This is a genomic window from Microbacterium sp. 2MCAF23 (assembly GCF_052115565.1).
Classification (GTDB): Bacteria; Actinomycetota; Actinomycetes; order Actinomycetales; family Microbacteriaceae; genus Microbacterium.
Genome location: NZ_JBFRGY010000012.1, coordinates 92953 through 109519 on the forward strand (window position 1 = coordinate 92953; position 16567 = coordinate 109519).

16 protein-coding genes are annotated in these 16567 nt (G+C 66.0%); 8 read left to right on the forward strand and 8 right to left on the reverse strand.

The window, feature by feature from the left end; genetic code table 11:
- Nucleotides 1-36 precede the first annotated feature (36 nt).
- Nucleotides 37-1134, forward strand: coding sequence for a glycosyltransferase family 4 protein (locus tag AB4078_RS13775; protein ID WP_441977600.1), 1098 nt, complete (start codon nucleotides 37-39; stop codon nucleotides 1132-1134).
- Between the two features lie 31 nt (nucleotides 1135-1165).
- Here the strand turns inward: AB4078_RS13775 and AB4078_RS13780 are convergent, their stop codons facing one another.
- The 3 genes from AB4078_RS13780 to wecB form a co-directional block, all read right to left on the reverse strand.
- Complete coding sequence (locus AB4078_RS13780) at nucleotides 1166-2560, reverse strand: O-antigen ligase family protein (RefSeq protein ID WP_441977601.1); 1395 nt, start codon at nucleotides 2558-2560, stop codon at nucleotides 1166-1168.
- Nucleotides 2557-3711, reverse strand: a complete 1155-nt coding sequence (locus tag AB4078_RS13785) for a glycosyltransferase (protein WP_441977602.1) — start codon at nucleotides 3709-3711, stop codon at nucleotides 2557-2559. The genes AB4078_RS13780 and AB4078_RS13785 overlap by 4 nt, the downstream gene beginning before the upstream one ends.
- 203 nt (nucleotides 3712-3914) lie before the next feature.
- Nucleotides 3915-4985, reverse strand: a complete 1071-nt coding sequence (wecB, locus tag AB4078_RS13790; protein ID WP_441977603.1) for a non-hydrolyzing UDP-N-acetylglucosamine 2-epimerase — start codon at nucleotides 4983-4985, stop codon at nucleotides 3915-3917.
- Between the two features lie 208 nt (nucleotides 4986-5193).
- Here wecB and AB4078_RS13795 point away from each other — a divergent pair, with 208 nt between their 5' ends.
- The 7 genes from AB4078_RS13795 to AB4078_RS13825 all read left to right on the forward strand — a co-directional run bounded on the left by AB4078_RS13795 (nucleotide 5194) and on the right by AB4078_RS13825 (nucleotide 12892).
- Nucleotides 5194-6000 carry a glycosyltransferase gene (locus tag AB4078_RS13795; RefSeq protein ID WP_441977604.1) on the forward strand — a complete coding sequence of 269 codons (807 nt, stop codon included), beginning with the start codon at nucleotides 5194-5196 and terminating at the stop codon, nucleotides 5998-6000.
- 32 nt (nucleotides 6001-6032) lie between these two features.
- Nucleotides 6033-6932: a nucleotidyltransferase family protein gene (locus tag AB4078_RS13800; protein WP_441977605.1), complete on the forward strand. Its 900-nt coding sequence runs from the start codon at nucleotides 6033-6035 to the stop codon at nucleotides 6930-6932.
- Between the two features lie 71 nt (nucleotides 6933-7003).
- Nucleotides 7004-8296, forward strand: coding sequence for a nucleotide sugar dehydrogenase (locus AB4078_RS13805; protein WP_441977606.1), 1293 nt, complete (start codon nucleotides 7004-7006; stop codon nucleotides 8294-8296).
- 37 nt (nucleotides 8297-8333) lie between these two features.
- A complete protein-coding gene (locus AB4078_RS13810; protein ID WP_441977607.1) occupies nucleotides 8334-8945 on the forward strand; it encodes a DapH/DapD/GlmU-related protein in 612 nt (203 codons plus the stop codon).
- Nucleotides 8942-10039: a DegT/DnrJ/EryC1/StrS family aminotransferase gene (locus AB4078_RS13815; protein WP_441977608.1), complete on the forward strand. Its 1098-nt coding sequence runs from the start codon at nucleotides 8942-8944 to the stop codon at nucleotides 10037-10039. The genes AB4078_RS13810 and AB4078_RS13815 overlap by 4 nt, the downstream gene beginning before the upstream one ends.
- On the forward strand, nucleotides 10039-11025 hold the full coding sequence (locus AB4078_RS13820; RefSeq protein ID WP_441977609.1) for a Gfo/Idh/MocA family oxidoreductase: 987 nt from the start codon (nucleotides 10039-10041) through the stop codon (nucleotides 11023-11025). The genes AB4078_RS13815 and AB4078_RS13820 overlap by 1 nt, the downstream gene beginning before the upstream one ends.
- Before the next feature lie 58 nt (nucleotides 11026-11083).
- Complete coding sequence (locus AB4078_RS13825; protein ID WP_441977610.1) at nucleotides 11084-12892, forward strand: DUF4012 domain-containing protein; 1809 nt, start codon at nucleotides 11084-11086, stop codon at nucleotides 12890-12892.
- A gap of 33 nt (nucleotides 12893-12925) precedes the next feature.
- Here AB4078_RS13825 and AB4078_RS13830 read toward each other — a convergent pair whose 3' ends face one another.
- The 5 genes from AB4078_RS13830 to rplM form a co-directional block, all read right to left on the reverse strand.
- A complete protein-coding gene (locus AB4078_RS13830; RefSeq protein ID WP_441977611.1) occupies nucleotides 12926-13345 on the reverse strand; it encodes a VanZ family protein in 420 nt (139 codons plus the stop codon).
- Nucleotides 13346-13555: 210 nt separating this feature from the next.
- Nucleotides 13556-14002, reverse strand: coding sequence for a VanZ family protein (locus AB4078_RS13835; protein WP_441977612.1), 447 nt, complete (start codon nucleotides 14000-14002; stop codon nucleotides 13556-13558).
- 95 nt (nucleotides 14003-14097) lie between these two features.
- On the reverse strand, nucleotides 14098-15453 hold the full coding sequence (gene glmM, locus AB4078_RS13840) for a phosphoglucosamine mutase (protein WP_441977613.1): 1356 nt from the start codon (nucleotides 15451-15453) through the stop codon (nucleotides 14098-14100).
- 14 nt (nucleotides 15454-15467) lie between these two features.
- On the reverse strand, nucleotides 15468-15950 hold the full coding sequence (rpsI, locus tag AB4078_RS13845) for a 30S ribosomal protein S9 (protein ID WP_441977614.1): 483 nt from the start codon (nucleotides 15948-15950) through the stop codon (nucleotides 15468-15470).
- Nucleotides 15951-15976: 26 nt separating this feature from the next.
- Entirely contained in the window at nucleotides 15977-16423 is a 447-nt protein-coding gene (gene rplM, locus AB4078_RS13850; protein ID WP_441977615.1) for a 50S ribosomal protein L13, read from the reverse strand.
- Nucleotides 16424-16567: the final 144 nt, after the last annotated feature.

Genomic DNA, 16567 nt, shown 5'->3' on the forward strand with positions numbered 1-16567 from the left:
CGCGGAGGTGTGAACGGGTTTCGATAGGATGCGTCCATGCGCGTGCTCGTGGTAACTCGTTGGTTCCCTGATTCGCATTCGGCTATGAGCGGCGTCTTCAACATGAGGGACTGTCGGCTCCTCGCCGAGGATCACGATGTGACGGTTCTGCATCTGGGTAGCTCCGATCCCGACGTCCGTCTCTCAGATTCGCTTCGGGTCGTCCGCGTCCCCTTCCGGACGAAGGACATCCGCCCGGGTGGCACGGTACGGCCTCTGTTGCGTCGGATGCTCGGCGAGGCCGACCTCCTGCACACGATGGCCTACCCGACGCTGACGGCATTCCTAGGGCTGCGGGTAGGTATCCCCTGGGTGCACACTGAGCACTACAGTCTTCTCATCGCGAAGGCGCCGAGTTGGCGCGCGGGTTTGCTCACGAGCGCTCCGATGCGTCGCCTGCTCCGGCGCCCAGATGAGGTGATCGCGGTCGGGCAGGAGCTGGCGGCCGCGATCCGCCGGAGTGGTGCCTCATCGGTGTCCGTGATCAGGAACGATGTCGCGCTGCCGGGTGTGGACGCACCGCTGCCCGACTCGCTCAACGCCTCATCGCCGATCCGGATGATCGCGACGGGCGGGCTCGTCGTCAACAAGGGTCCGGTGGAGGCGGTCCGGGTGACCGCGCTTCTCCGCGAGCGCGGCTATGATGTGTCTCTGACCTGGGCAGGCAACGGGCCGCTGCGTGAAGAGTCGGAACAGGTCGCGCGGGATCTCGGCATCGAGGGGGCTGTACGTTTCCTGGGGCACGTGGACACGTCCAAGATTCCGGAACTGCTGCGCGAGCATCAGCTCTTCCTCCTCCCCACCGCTTATGAGACGTTCGGCGTGTCGATCGCTGAGGCGATCGCTCAAGGGCTTCCTGTAGTGACGTCCGGTACCGGTGAGTACCAGTCGTTCCTGCCTCCGCGCGGATCTAGGATTGTGCGCGAACGCACACCCGAGGCGCTGGCGGACGGGGTGGAATCATTGATCCGCGACGAGGAGCGTCTATCCTCCGAGGAACTACGCACGTATGCGGCGTCGGAGTTCGGCGCCGAGACGCGCGGGGACGGATACCGGAAGGTCTATCGAAGGGCGGCCGACTCTGGCGGTCGCTGACCGGCCACGGACGTGTGCGTCTGGCGGTCCGTTACCTGGTCGATTTCGCCTGGTCTGCGCGGGGCGCGAACTGCGAAGCCGCATCGTCATCGGACTGGATCTGCTCGGGCGCCATGGCGGCGCCGCGCCGGGAACGGAGGTGGATGCCGATGGCCGCGCACGTCGCGAACCCCGCCCATTCGTGCGGGACGCCGACGAACGAGCTGTTCATCGTGAGGATCAGTGGGAGCGAGGCGAGCACGCACACGAGCGCCGAAGCGAGCGCACGCTCGGGCGCCCCCTTTTCATACCTGCTGTTGGCGCGGATCGACAGAGTGAAGAGAGCGACGGTGACCACGACGGCGAGGATCCCGAGCAGGACGCCGTACTGCGTGAAGAATTCGATCGCGCCGTTGTGCGGGTTGGTGATGTTGAACGTCAAGCGTGACGACCCCTCAGCCTTCGCAGTGACCGTGTATCCGCCAGGGCCCGAGCCGAGCGGATTCTGGGCCATCATGTCGAAGCCGTTTAGGATGAGGTTCCATCTCGTGAGCAGCGAACTGTCCGCCGGAATCTGGAGCCCGAGGAAGTCGATCTCGTAGCTGCCGCTGGCCTGGATCGGCGCGATGTCCCCTGCTGCAGAGCCCTGCTGGAACCGCAGGATAAGGATTGCACCGACCAGAGCGAACACGCACGCGATGGCTTGCGTGACGTGGGAGCGGAGACGGAGGATGATCCAGGTGGCGGGGGCGATGAACAGTGTGGCGAGCCCGAAGCGGCTGCTGGTCGCGAACATGAGGGGAACGGAGACCATCGCGGCGAAGAAGTAGATGAGGCGGAGCCATTTCCGCGTCGTCATCGCGGCGCCCGCGAGAAGTAGCGGAATGGTCAAGGCCAGGAACGCGGCGTAGTTGTTGGGGTTGTAGAACACGGTGACCACACCGAGCTTCGTTGCGTCGGGGTTGGCGTCCAGGTAGGTGGCACCGAAATGTCGGCCCGTCGTGATCTCGATCAGGGCGAAGAGCGACGTACACAACGACGCGATGAGCCAGCCGAGCAGCACAGCCCGGATCAGGTCCCTTGTGTGCGGCAGCGCGAGCATGCCCAGGGTGATGAACGCGCCACCAGACACCACGACGGCCTGAGCGAAGACGTACTGCACGTTGAAGCTGTTCACCACAGCCGCAAGGGAGATCGCGGCGACTGGTACGCAGAGGAGCACGATGAGCTGCCGTAGGCCGATGTGTTGCTGCTTCTGCAAGTGCAGGATCCCGTAGAGGAAGAACAGCGCGGAGAAGCCCGTGAAAGCGGAGACCGGACCGAGGTGCGGGAGGACCGGATTGAGCACGCTGACGGGGGTGACGAGCATGAGAAGCACCCGCCCGACTCGGGTCAACGGTCGCTGCGCAGTGATCTCGACACGAGAGCGGGCCGCGGTCGCGTTCATCGTTGTTGCCTGCGTTCGCCCTGATGGTTTTCCTTCGTCGGGGCAGGGCCGCGCCCAGTGCCGAGCTGTTCGATGAGCGATTCCATGATCGACTGCTTGTCCACAAAGGGTCGGGAGGCCTCGCGGACAGACTTGCGGCGACGATCCTCGAGCGCGTCGTGGAAGGCCATCATCCGCCCGATGCTGAATCCGCCGTCATCACAGACGTAGTAGGGGAATTCTCCGGGGAGGCCGGCATCGACATGGGTGGAGTACACCGGGAGTCCGGCCGCCAGGTACTGGCGGACCTTGAGCGTACTCGCCTGACGGAGACCGTTCCGGTCGAGGGCCAACGACGCGATCGCGACGCGTGCCTCTTTGAAGACGTCGAGCATCTCCGCGGACGAGAGGTTGCCGTGCACCACGACGAGGCCTCTCTCCGCGAGTGCCTCGATCTGAGCCTGCTGCTCGTCGTCGAGCGTCCCCACCAAGTCCACCACCACGGGCGGAGGCCCATCGTTGGCAGGCAGCGCTGCGAGCGCTTCGAGGAGCCGATCGAGGCCGTGCCAAGCGTAGAAGACGCTGCAGACGAAGACGGCGCGCAGCGGAGCAGAACCGGGGGAAGGCTCCTCAGCGATCTTGAAGCCTGCGATGTCGATCCCGTTCGGATAGGTCGCGACGATTTGAGCGCGCGGATAGCGCTCGGCTTCATACTGCGCGATCTCCTCCGTGACCCCGACAACCCCGCGAAGCCGACGGAACGCCCAGCGCTTGAGGCCTCCCTCAAGGAAGAGGGCGAGCGCCAGGCGGGGCCCCTTTGTGACGAGCGAGATCTCCTCGATCTCCTTGCTGTGGTGGATGGTGAGCAGATTGGGGATGAGCGGAGCCATCAGGGCTGCGAACGGGTCGGGAGAGATCGACCGCATCAGCACCATGTCATATTGAGAGCTGCGGCGCCAGATGTGCCACCAGGCATAGAGTTTGGCGAGCTGAAACCGTCGCGCCCAGATTGGGATACGAGGGCCGCCGTCGGTCCGCTCCGGAGTCGGCGTCAGAGTGTGCGTCTCCCAGATGACGCCCTTGAGCGATTGCGCCGCTGCGCGCTCGTACTCCAGTTGCGCACGCTGTCCGCTTCCCAGCTTGTGGAAGAGTCCGACGTGAAGAATTCTCATGTGGGGCGTTGCATCCTCGGTTGGCGGCATCGGGCGCATCCCATGAGAGGCCTCGAATGTCTGATGGTACGACCGATTCTAACGGGCGATGGCTGTGAACTGATGTGCCGTCTCCGCGAGAAGAAGCGACGTTTCAGTATGGCTGAGGCTGGTCATTCGGCTCGACCTGACGATATCCAACGGCGCAAACGGCGCGGCTGCGCTCAGCGGCCAAACGCATCCTCGATCGCGCCGACCGCACGTGCCGCAGCATGGCCGTCGCCGTACGGTGAGGCGTTTGTGGGGGCAGGGGGGGTGCGGGTCAGCGCGGCGGCGATCTCCTCCGCAGTGTTGGCGAGCACGTTCCAGCCGAGCTCCACGGTCTCGACCCACTCCGTCTCCCGGCGGACGGTCGTGCCCGGCACTCGAAGTAGAAATGCCTCCTTCTGCAAGCCACCGGAGTCGGTCACGATGCCGGCACTCGTACGCGCGGCCGCGATCAGCTCGGGGTATGGCAGAGGGTCGCGGGTCTGCAGAGCGCCGGCATCCAGAGAGATGCCGTGTTCGGCGGCTTTCGCGCGTACCCGTGGGTGGGCGAGGAGGATGACGGGTCGATCTGCGGCGGCCAGGGCGTCGACGATCTGACGCAGTCGATCGGGTGCGTCGGTGTTCTCCGCGCGATGGATGGTGGCGAGATAGTAGTTCCCCGGCTCCGCCTCACCAACCAGAGGATGCGGACCATTGCGTTGGGCGACGGCATCCCTGACCTGGTAGAGGACATCGGTCATGACGTCCCCGACGAGAACCGAGCGCGCGGCGAGTCCTTCGGCGGCGAGATGTCCCATCGCGACCTGTGTCGGCGCCAAGCAGAGGTCGGCCGCATGATCCGTGAGCACCCTGTTGTGCTCCTCCGGCATGTCCCGGTTGAAAGACCGCAGCCCGGCTTCGAGATGTGCGACGGGGAAGTGAAGCTTGGTCGCGCTGAGCGCTGCGGCAAGCGTCGAGTTGGTGTCCCCGTAAACGAGGACTGTGTCAGGTCGGAAGCGCTCCAGCACCTCGTCCATCTGAGCCAGGATGGCGCCGGTCTGGACACCGTGCGAGCCCGAGCCCACGCCGAGGTGGGCGTCCGGTGCCGGAATGTCCAGGTCGCGGAAGAATACGTCCGAGAGCATCGGGTCGTAGTGCTGACCGGTGTGCACGATCACGTGCTCGTGGCTGGCGTCGACGACCGCCTTCGCGATCGGGGCCAGTTTTACGAACTGGGGGCGGGCGCCTACGACGCTCATGATCCTCATGTCGAGAGTTTACGGTTGTCGACGGGCCCGAATTGCCAGCGATCAAGGGCTGCTCGCGGTGGCGGAGCTCCGGGGGGAGAAGACCTTGTTGATGATGAACTCGACGACGGCCGTTCTGTCCAGTGCGATTGACGCGAAGTGCTGCGTGCTCGCACCGCGTCCTGACCCGTGGCGGCCCGTCCTCCTGACGACTCGGTAGGGTAGCGGCGTGACAGACATTGGTGACCGCATCCTGATCTCGGTCCTCATGGCTGAGTACAACACCGACCCCGATCGGCTGCGAGCCGCGATCGGCTCGATCCTCGCCCAGACCGAGCGGCGGTTCGAGTTCGTCATCGTCGACGACGGTTCTCAGACCGACGTCCGCGGAATCGCGGCCGAATTCGACGACGATCGTCTTCGCGTGGTCGGCTACGGCGAGAACAGAGGCTTCGTGGCTGCGCTCAACTATGGCGTCGAGCAGGCCCGCGGCGAGTACATCGCACGTATGGACACCGACGACACGGTCGAGCCTGACTACCTCGAGTCGGTCTACGGCTGGATCTCGCAGCACCCGGAGTACGCGGTCGTGTCCGGTCAGGCGCGTGAGATCTCCTCGGATGGGCCTGGTCTGGTGCTGGGGCGCCCCGGCGAGCAGACCGCAAAGCTGGCGATGCGCGGATTCACGCCCATCCATGCCGCATCGATCATGCGGGTGAGTGCGGTCAAAGCTGCAGGGGGGTACCCACCGTACAGGAGGGCCGAAGACCTCGCCCTGTGGTGCGAGATGCTCCTGCGCGGCTATCGCCTCTACGTGATCCCTAAAGTCGTCTACCACTACAGGGTTGAGAAGGCCGACTTCGCGAAGCGGTCTTTGCGTCACCGCGGCGACGAGATTCGAGTGCGTCTGCGCTACTACCCGAAGCTCGGTGCTGGGCCACGAGAATACCTGCGCGTCGGGAAGTCGATTCTGAGCGGTCTCCTTCCGGTGTCCACGGTCCGAGCGATCCGGGGGCGGCTTCATCGACATGGCTGACCGATCGGATCAGCGTCCCTAGGATGAGAACTGTGGGTTCGGGAACATTCGAGTTGGACGCCGCGACGCAGCTTGCACATGCGCTCGCCGCGACCATCGCTCGGGGGCTGGGTGTGCGCGCCCTCAGTCTCAAGGGGCCGATCGCCGCGCACTATGCCTTGCGTCCCCCGCGCGCCTCGGCGGATGCCGACGTGCTGATCGAGCCCCAGCGCTTCGCCGAGTTCTGCGCGGCGCTCGAGAGTCGAGGGTGGCACACCCGCGTCGGTCGAGCGACACCGGCATTGCTCCCGCAGCATTCGATGACCTACATCCACTCGGACTGGCCATGCGACATCGACGTGCACTGGATGTTCCCGGGGTTCTTCGCCGATGCCGAGGATGTGTTCGATGTTCTTTGGTCTTCCCGTCTAGAGGTCTCTTTGGCACACTCTCCGGTGCAGGCACCGTCGAAGGCCGGCGCGACCGTAATCATGGCGCTGCATGCCGAGCGCGACCGTCGTTCTCCCAAGCACGCAGAAGAACACGAGCTGGTCCTGACGGCGCTGAACGAGACATTCACGGGAACCGAACGCGACGAGTTCGTGGAGATCGCTCGCGCGGGGAGAGCGGTCTGGACCTTGCGCGACTACTTCGATACGGCCGATCTCAGTCCAGTGGTCGTCGATGCCGACGTCGAACAGCAGCGTCAGTGGGAGCTCTTCTCAAGCTGTGTGGACGACGCTTCAAGTGTTGCCTGGTGGCGGCACGTGCGCGCCGCGTCTTGGGCACAGAAGCCCGGCTGGATTCTTAGGGCGATCTGGGTCTCACGCAAGGACATGCCACGGAACGATCCCGAGGAAGTCCCTTCGCGACGCGACATGTGGAAGTACCAGGCGCATCGATGGCGTCGCGGCGCGGGCGCGACGCTGAGGTACTTTTCCAACAAGCGGTGACGCGCGCAAGCGCAGGCTCGGCATCGGACGCGGCGGCGCGAGGGCTCAAGAGGCACCGATAGCATGGCTCCATGCGCATTGCCGTCGTGGCCTTGGGGAAAATTGGCCTACCACTCGCTGTCCAGTTCGCTACGTCGGGACATGACGTGATCGGGGTCGACGTCAACCAGAAGGCCGTCGACACGATCAACGCGGGGCGGGAGCCATTTCCCGGCGAGGCGCACCTGCAGGAGAAGCTTGCCGAACTGATCCCGTCGGGTCGCCTCCGTGCGACCACCGACTACGCCGAGGCGATTCCCGGTGCTGACGCAGTCGTTCTGGTCGCCCCGGTCTTCGTGAACGACGAGACCTGGGAACCCGACTTCAAATACATGGATGCGGCGACGGCGTCACTTGCGGAGCACCTTACGGCGGGCACGCTCGTCTCGTATGAGACGACTCTGCCGGTCGGCACGACACGCAACCGCTGGAAGCCCATGCTCGAGGCAGGTTCCGGATTGACGGAGGGCGTCGACTTCCACCTCGCCTATTCCCCCGAGCGGGTGCTCACCGGGCGCGTGTTCGAGGACCTGCGCAAGTACCCGAAGCTGATCGGCGCGCTCTCGCCGGAGGGTACTCGGCGTGCACGCGAGTTCTACGAGGCGGTGCTCCAGTTCGACGAGCGTTCCGATCTGCCGCGCCCCAACGGGGTGTGGGATCTCGGGACGACGGAAGCGTCCGAGATGGCGAAGCTCGCCGAGACGACCTATCGCGACGTGAACATCGGCCTCGCGAACCAGTTTGGCCTCTTCGCCGCAGCCAACGGGATCGACGTCTACAAGGTGATCGAGGCATGCAACTCGCAGCCGTACAGCCATATCCACCGTCCCGGCATCGCCGTGGGCGGACACTGCATTCCCGTGTACCCACGCCTGTACCTGTCCACCGACCCTGATGCAGACATCATTCGCGCGTCTAGGCAGCTCAATGCATCGATGCCAGAGCGGCTCATCGCGCAGGCCGAGACGCTACTGGGGTCTCTGTCGGGCCTGACCGCGGTCGTGCTGGGCGCGGCGTACCGTGGCGGCGTGAAGGAGACGGCGTTCTCCGGAGTGTTCCCGACGGTGAAAGCCCTGAGTCAGCGCGGCGCCGACGTCCGCGTGCACGATCCGCTGTACACGGAGGACGAGCTGCGCGCACTCGGTCTCGAGCCGTTCGCGATCGGTGAGGCGGCGGATGTCGCCGTCCTGCAGACCGACCACGCCGAATATCGCACCCTGTCGCCGACTCAGATCCCCGGTGTGAAGCTGCTCGTTGACGGGCGTGCGGCGAGCGACGCCGCGCTCTGGGCCGGCACGCCTCGGATCGTCGTCGGTTCCGCCTGAATTTCCGGCATTTCATCAAAACGGGGGGTGCTGCAGCATGACCGAAAGAGCTGACGTGCGGATCGTCGAGTCCGCCGACGTATCCGATGACGCGGAGATCGGGGCGGGGTCATCCATCTGGCACCTCGCCCAGGTGCGGGAACAGGCCCGTCTGGGCGAGAACTGCATCATCGGCAGAGGCGCTTATGTCGGCACGGGCGTCGTCATGGGCGACAACTGCAAGGTGCAGAACTACGCGCTCGTCTACGAACCGGCACGTCTCGCCGACGGTGTCTTCATCGGCCCTGCCGTCGTCCTCACCAACGACACCTACCCGCGGGCGATCAATGCCGACGGATCTCTTAAGAGCGCTCACGACTGGGAACCGGTCGGCGTGACGATCGAAAGAGGCGCGGCCATCGGAGCACGAGCCACGTGCGTCGCCCCGGTGACGATCGGCGCGTGGGCGACCGTGGCCGCGGGCGCGGTCGTCGTCAAGGACGTCCCCGACTATGCACTCGTCGCGGGGGTCCCTGCGAAGCGCATCGGCTGGGTCGGGGAGGCCGGCGTGCCACTGACCGCCGGCGATGAGGCGGGCACCTGGATCTGTCCCCAGAACGGAACGACTTACCGCGAGCAGAACGACACCCTGACAAAGGAGAACGCGTGAGCGACTTCATTCCCCCCGCCAAGCCGATCATCGGCGACGACGAGCGAGAAGCCGTCGATCGAGTGCTGCGCAGCGGCATGATCGCGCAAGGGCCTGAGGTCGCCGCCTTCGAGGCTGAGTTCTCCGCGCACTTCGTGCAGGGGCGTCCCGCCGTCGCGGTGAACTCCGGCACCGCGGGCCTGCACCTGGGGCTGCTCGCTGCAGGCGTGGGCCCGGGCGACGAGGTCATCGTGCCCTCGTTCACGTTCGCCGCGACCGGCAATTCGGTTGCGCTCACCGGCGCGACTCCCGTGTTCGTCGACATCGAACCGGACACCTTCACGTTGGACCCCGATGCGGTCGCCGCCGCGGTCACGTCGAAGACTCGCGGTGTGCTGCCGGTGCACCTCTACGGTCACCCCGCGCGCATGCGTGAGCTGGAGGCGCTTGCCGCCGCGACAGGTATCGCCCTCTACGAGGACGCGGCACAGGCGCACGGCGCCGCGCTGGACGGACGTCCTGTCGGTACGTTCGGCGAGTTCGCAATGTTCAGCCTGTATCCGACCAAGAACATGACCAGTGGCGAGGGCGGGATGGTCTCGACCGCGACGGACGAGATCGCGCGCACGGTCAAGCTGCTGCGGAATCAGGGTATGGAGCGCCAGTATGAGAACGAGGTCATCGGCTTCAACGCGCGCATGACCGACATCCACGCGGCAATCGGCCGTGTGCAGCTCACGAAGATCGACGCGTGGACGAAGACGCGACAGGACAACGCGGTGTTCCTCGATGCGAACCTCCGCGGTGTGGTCGTCCCCCCGGTCGCCGATGGCGCGGTGCACGTCTACCACCAGTACACCGTCCGTGTTCCGGAGGACCGGGACGGCTTCGTGAGGGCACTCAAGGAGGAGCACGGCGTGGGCGCGGGCGTCTACTACCCGATCCCGAACCATCGCCTGCCGTCGCTGACGCGCTTCGCGCCCGGCGTCGAGCTGCCGGAGACGGAGCGAGCAGCACGCGAGGTCGTCTCGTTGCCCGTGCACCCGTCGCTGTCCCAGAACGACCTCGAGCGCATCGTGGCCGCGGTGAACATCGTCGCAGGGGCGGGAGCCTGATGGCCCTCCGCGCCGGTCTGCTCGGCGTCGGCATGATGGGGCGCCACCATGCTCGCGTGTTGCGTGAGCTCGAGGGCGTCGAGCTCGTCGCGATCGCGGATCCGGGCGGGGATCCGCACGGTGTCGCCGGCGACCTGGAAATCCTGCCCGACATCGATGCTCTGATCGGCGCAGGTCTCGACACCGCCGTCGTCGCGGTGCCGACGCGATTCCACGAGGAGGCGGCGCTCAAGCTCGCCGCGGCCGGAGTGCACACTCTCGTCGAGAAGCCGATCGCGCACAGCCTCGATGCGGGACGTCGGATGGTCGAGGTCTTCTCGGAGGCCGGCCTGGTCGGTGCAGTCGGACACATCGAGCGCTTCAACCCAGCGTTGCAGGAGCTTCGCCGCCGACTCGAGGCGGGCGAGCTGGGCGCCGTCTACCAGGTGACCACGCGGCGTCAGGGACCTTTCCCGTCCCGGATAGCGGACGTCGGCGTCGCAAAGGACCTGGCCTCGCACGACGTGGACCTGACGGCCTGGGTCGTCCAGTCCGACTATGAGCGCGTGTTCGCACAGACCGCGTTCAAGAGTGGCCGTGAGCACGAGGACATGATCACGATCACAGGACGCACGGAGAGCGGCGTGATCGTGAACAACATCGTGAACTGGCTGAGCCCGATGAAGGAGCGAGTGACGGTCGTCACGGGGGAGAAGGGGGCGTTCGTCGCCGACACTGCGACCGGCGACCTGACGTTCTTCGCGAACGGCACGATCCCTCTCGAGTGGGAGTCGGTGTCGAGCTTCCGTGGGGTCTCGGAAGGAGACGTCATCCGATATGCATTCGCCAAGCGCGAGCCGCTCCGCGTAGAGCACGAGGCGTTCCGGGATGCGGTCCTGGGCGAGCCTTCGGACGTGGTGACGATGGAGCAGGGGCTGCGAACGCTCACCGTCGTCGAGGCTGCGCTGGAATCGGCCCTGCTCATGGAGGCCGTCAAGATCGGCTAGGCCTTTGGCTGTGAATGTGCAGGCGAAGGCGCGCTGCCGGTGATGGTTGGATGGACCTATGAGCAGCACGCCCCCCTCGCGCCGCGAGATCCGCGATCGCCAGGCGGAACGTCTCGAGTCCCGGCCCCGGCGCCGTCGGATTTGGCCCTGGATCGTGGGCGGCGTGTTGCTTCTGCTCATCGTGCTGGCCGTGGCCGGCGGGATCATCGGCAAGCAGGTCTACGACAAGGCGATGTCCGCCCGTGGCCACCTCGAGGCCGCGATGACCGGCGTGCAGCAGGTGCAGAAGTCGGTGCTCGCCGGAGACCTCGACGCGGCGGCGAAGAGCTCCGGCGTGGTTTCGGCCCAGACGGCCGCGGCTGTCGCCGCGACCAAGGGCTGGCAGTGGCACTTCGCCGAGAAGCTTCCCGTCGTCGGATCCAATCTCTCGGCGGTCCGCGCTGTCGCCGAGGTGACTGACGGCCTGGCGACCGATGTCGTGCGGCCGGCGGCGAGCGTGAAGCTGAGCGATCTGAATATCGCCAACGGGCGTATCGATCCTGCCGCCATCACCGGGCTCGCGAAGACGTTCGACTCTGTCGATGCCGGCATCCAGAGGGCGACTGCTGATCTTCGCAAGGTCGACAAGGCACAGCTCGTCGGTCCTGTCGCCGACGGGGTGAGCAAGCTCGACTCTGAACTGACGAAGTTGCGGCCGACGACGCAGACGGCGCGCGAGGTGCTGGGCGTCCTGCCGGACGCGCTCGGCGCGAAGGGCCCCCGCACGTACCTGCTGATGTTCCAGGGGAACTCGGAGGCGCGAAGCCTCGGCGGCAATGCAGCGCAATTCCTGCCGATCACCGTCGACAACGGAACGATCACCCCGGGTGCGGTCGTGAGCAGCGCGGACTTCAGGCAGCAGGGGCGCCCGGATCCGGTCGCCGAACTGGACCCTCAGGCCGTCAACATCTTCGGCGACAAGATCGGCCGCTACACGCCCGACTTCACGATGGTGCCGAACCTCCCCGACGCGGCTCGGATCCTGCGCGCGTGGTGGGCGAGCGACATCGGGACGAACATCGACGCGGTGCTGTCGATCGACCCGGTCACGCTCTCGTACATCCTGGACGCGACCGGTCCCGTGACGCTCGCGACCGGTGATCAGCTGAACGCGCAGAACGCGGTGCCGCTGCTGCTCAACGAGGTGTATTTCAAGTATCCGAACGGACCGGAACAGGATGCGTTCTTCGCGTCGGCGGCGGACACGATCTTCGCGGCCGTGACGTCGGGCAAGGCTTCACCGGTGAAGCTCGTCCAGGCGCTGTTCCGTGCCGCTGACGAAGGGCGGCTGCTGTATCTCAGCACCGATCCGCAACAGACACAGCTGGTGGACAACTCACGGATGAGCGGAATCATGCCGGCGGACGACAAAGAGCAGAGTGTTCTCGGCGTTTATCTGAACGACAACACGGGGTCGAAGAAGAGCTACTACCTGGACATGAAGATCGATGCGTGCCGCACGGATCAGACTGTCAAGAGCACGATGACGCTCACCTCGAGTCTGACAGAGCAGGCTGCTGCTGGCCTGCCACCCTACATTAAGGGCCCCTACTTCGCCCCGGGTGACATCAGCAGCTATGTCGTGTTCTATGGACCCGCCGGTGGCTCGCTTAAGAGCATCACCGTCGACGGGCAACCGGTCACGCCGATGAGTCAGGGTGAGCACCTCGGCCGCCCTGCCGCGAAGATCGAGGTGCTGAGCCACTACGCCGACACTCACACCGTGAACGTCGAGTTCACCGCACCGGGACCGGGCGGGCCGCTCAAGGTCTGGACGACGCCGATGTCGCGAGCCACGCCGACGACCGTCGAGCCGATTTGCAAATAGCGTCGGAGAGCGAACCCTCGGGATCCGGTGTAGTCAGTTGAACGCGCGCACGGCCACCGCGCCTGCAGCCGTGCCCAGGGTGTTGGCGATCACGTCGGAGAGCGTGGAGTAACGACTCGGGATGGCCAGCTGCACGAGTTCGATGACCACGCTGGCGCCGCATCCCATGGCGACGATGACCCACACAGGTGTCCGGCGCCAGCCCAGGGCGAGGAACACGCCCAGCGGCACGAACATGGCGATGTTCGCCGCGAACTCGAACACGGCATAGGCGGCCTCCAACGGGATGCCCCAAGCTGCGACCAGGCGGGCGAGTACGGCGACGATACCGGTCACCTTGACGGCGTCTTCTGCGGGCAGCCACGTGAGGAGCAGCACCGCGATCGCGTAGGGCACGAGCAGGATCCGCGCCGTGAGAGCGATGCGTCGAGATGGGGGCGGTGTCCGAGTCATCGACAGAGGTTCAGGCGGCACCTCAGAAGGATAGGTGCTCTGGGGCTCCACACCTCTACGAACTCCCGAAGCTCGGGTGCGAACCGAGCAGGGCCAAGCCGCTCATTCAGGATTCGCGAGTCGAATGGGTCGAGCTGCAGGAAGCGAACGTGGGTTCATGGTTGGCCGGACTCGGCACAGAATCCAGACCGCGGAATATCGCGGGCGCCCTCAGGCCCCGTCAGCCCGTGCGAACCTGCGGGAGCGTCGCCGGGATGCGTCGATGAGCTCGACGATGAGGAGCCCGATGGCGGCGCCCGCAGTGTTGGACAGGATGTCGAGCACGGAGTCGCTGCGGGACATCAGAAAGAGGCCCTGAACGGTCTCGATGGTCACGGTGGTGACGAAACCGATCGGGAGCACGAGATATCTGCGTCGTGGGAGGAACACGGCCAGGAAGATGCCGAACGGCACGAACATCGCGATGTTCGCGATGAACTCGGCGCGGACGAGGGTGAGCCCCGGGATCACCGCTCCGATTCTGTGGATCAGCGGATCGAACGCGGAGAGGAACGGATACGGCGAGAAGACGATGATCGCGACGACGACGCCGTAGAAGAGAGCCCAGGTGGTCAGCCGGCGCCAGAACGGCGCCGTAGACGACGGAGAATCGCTCACGTCTTCATCCCCAAAGATGCTCGCGTGACAGAACGTCCATTGTGACAGAACGGCCGCACAGGATTCCTGTGCGGCCGTTCTGGATGGTGCGGATGTCAGAGCGCGAGTCGCTCGCGCACGACCTCGGCGAGCTGATGAGCGTACTCGTGGGCGGACACCTCGTCGGCGGCCTCCACCATCACGCGCACGAGCTGCTCGGTGCCCGAGGGGCGCAGCAGCACGCGGCCGGTGTCGCCGAGCTCGGCCTCCACCGCCTGCACGGCCTTCTGCAGGTGCTCGTCGTCGGTCCGGGTACGGTCGACGCCCTTGACGTTCACGAGCTTCTGCGGATACACGGTCATGATCGCGGCGAGCTCGGCCAGCGACTTCTTCTGGCGGGCCATCTCGGCCACCAGGTGCAGACCGGTGAGCACGCCGTCGCCGGTGGTGGCGAAGTCGCTCATGATGACGTGCCCCGACTGCTCGCCGCCCAGCGAGTACCCGCCGGCGTTCATGTCCTCGAGCACATAGCGGTCGCCGACAGCTGTCTGGCGCACGGTGATGCCGTGCTCGCGCATCGCGACGTGCAGGCCCAGGTTGCTCATGACGGTGGCGACGAGGGTGTTCTCGACCAGGCGGCCGCGGTCCTTCATGGCGACCGCGAGGATCGCCATGATCTGGTCGCCGTCGACGATGTGGCCGTCGGCGTCGACCGCGAGGCAGCGGTCGGCGTCGCCGTCGTGCGCGATGCCGACGTCGGCGCCGACGCGGATGACCTCGGCGGCCAGCTTGTCGAGATGCGTGGATCCGACGCCGTCGTTGATGTTGATCCCGTCAGGATCCGCACCGATCACGGTCACTCTCGCGCCGGCGTTGCGGAAAACTTCGGGCGAGGCGCCCGAGGCTGCGCCGTTGGCGCAGTCGAGCACCACGTGGATGCCGTCGAGACGATGCGGCAGCGACGCCAGCAGGTGCATGACGTAGCGGTCCTCGGCATCGGAGAAGCGCTGCACGCGACCGACGTCGGCGCCGGTGGGGCGCAGCTTCTCGCCGGCCATGGCCTCTTCGATGCGCTGCTCGACGAGGTCGGGCAGCTTCACTCCGCCGCGGGCGAAGATCTTGATGCCGTTGTCGGGCGCGGGATTGTGCGACGCCGAGATCATTACGCCGAAGTCGGCGTCGATGTCGGCGATGAGGAACGCCGCGGCCGGGGTCGGCAACGTGCCCGCATCCAGCACGTCCACCCCGGAGGAGGCGAGACCCGCCTCGACGGCGGCGCTGAGGAAGTGACCCGAGATGCGCGGATCCCGGGCGACCACAGCGGTGAGACGTTTGCCGGCGGCCTTGCGAGCCTCGGCAATACGGCCCTGGCCCAGGACGACAGCTGTCGCCTGGGCCAGGGTGAGCGCGATATCGGCGGTGAGGGGGCCGTTGGCCAGCCCCCGCACCCCGTCCGTACCGAACAGAGCCATAGAGGACTGTAGGTTTAGCGCTTCGAGTACTGAGGCGCCTTGCGGGCCTTCTTGAGACCAGCCTTCTTGCGCTCCTTGACGCGAGCGTCGCGGGAGAGGAAGCCGGCCTTCTTCAGGGTCGGACGGTTGTTCTCGGCGTCGATCTCGTTCAGCGCGCGAGCGATACCCAGGCGCAGGGCGCCGGCCTGGCCCGAGGGGCCACCGCCGGAGATGCGGGCGATCACGTCGTACGAGCCCGCGAGGTTCAGCACCGTGAACGGGTCGTTGATCAGCTGCTGGTGCAGCTTGTTCGGGAAGTAGTCCTCGATGGTGCGGCCGTTCACCGTGATGGTGCCGGCGCCGGGGACGAGGCGCACGCGGGCGATGGCCTGCTTGCGACGGCCCACGGCAGCGCCGGGGACGTTGAGAACGGGGCGCGGAGCGGTCTCGACGGCGGCGGCCTCAGGGGTCTCCGTCGAGAAGTTCTGCGGGAAGTCGGTGGTTTCGATGTCAGCCACGAGTATGTCCTTATTCGTAACGGCGCTTACTGGGCGACCTGGTCGAGGGTGTACGTCTTGGGCTGCTGAGCGGCGTGCGGGTGCTCGGAGCCCGTGTAGACCTTGAGCTTCGTCAGCTGCTGGCGGCCGAGGCTGTTCTTCGGGAGCATGCCGCGGATGGCCTTCTCCACGGCGCGGACCGGGTTCTTCTCGAGCAGCTCGGAGTAGGCGACGGCCTTGAGTCCGCCCGGGTAACCCGAGTGGCGGTAGGCGATCTTCTTCTGGAGCTTCTGACCGGTGAGCGCGACCTTGTCGGCGTTCACGATGATGACGAAGTCACCCGAGTCGAGGTGGTTGACGAAGGTGGCCTTGTGCTTGCCGCGCAGGAGCGCTGCGGCGTGCGAGGCGAGGCGGCCGAGAACGACGTCGGTGGCGTCGATGACGACCCAGTCACGCTGGATCTCGCCGGCCTTCGGAGTGTAAGTGCGCGTCACAATAGTGCTGCTTTCTTGATCGAACGGAGAGGTTCGTGAATCCCACTCCGGGGTGGTTCTCCCGCCCGCTCCCTGAGCCTGTCGAAGGGCCCGGGAAGCGGATGAGGTGAACACGCCAGTGGAGGGCTCACGTTCGCGGGTGCG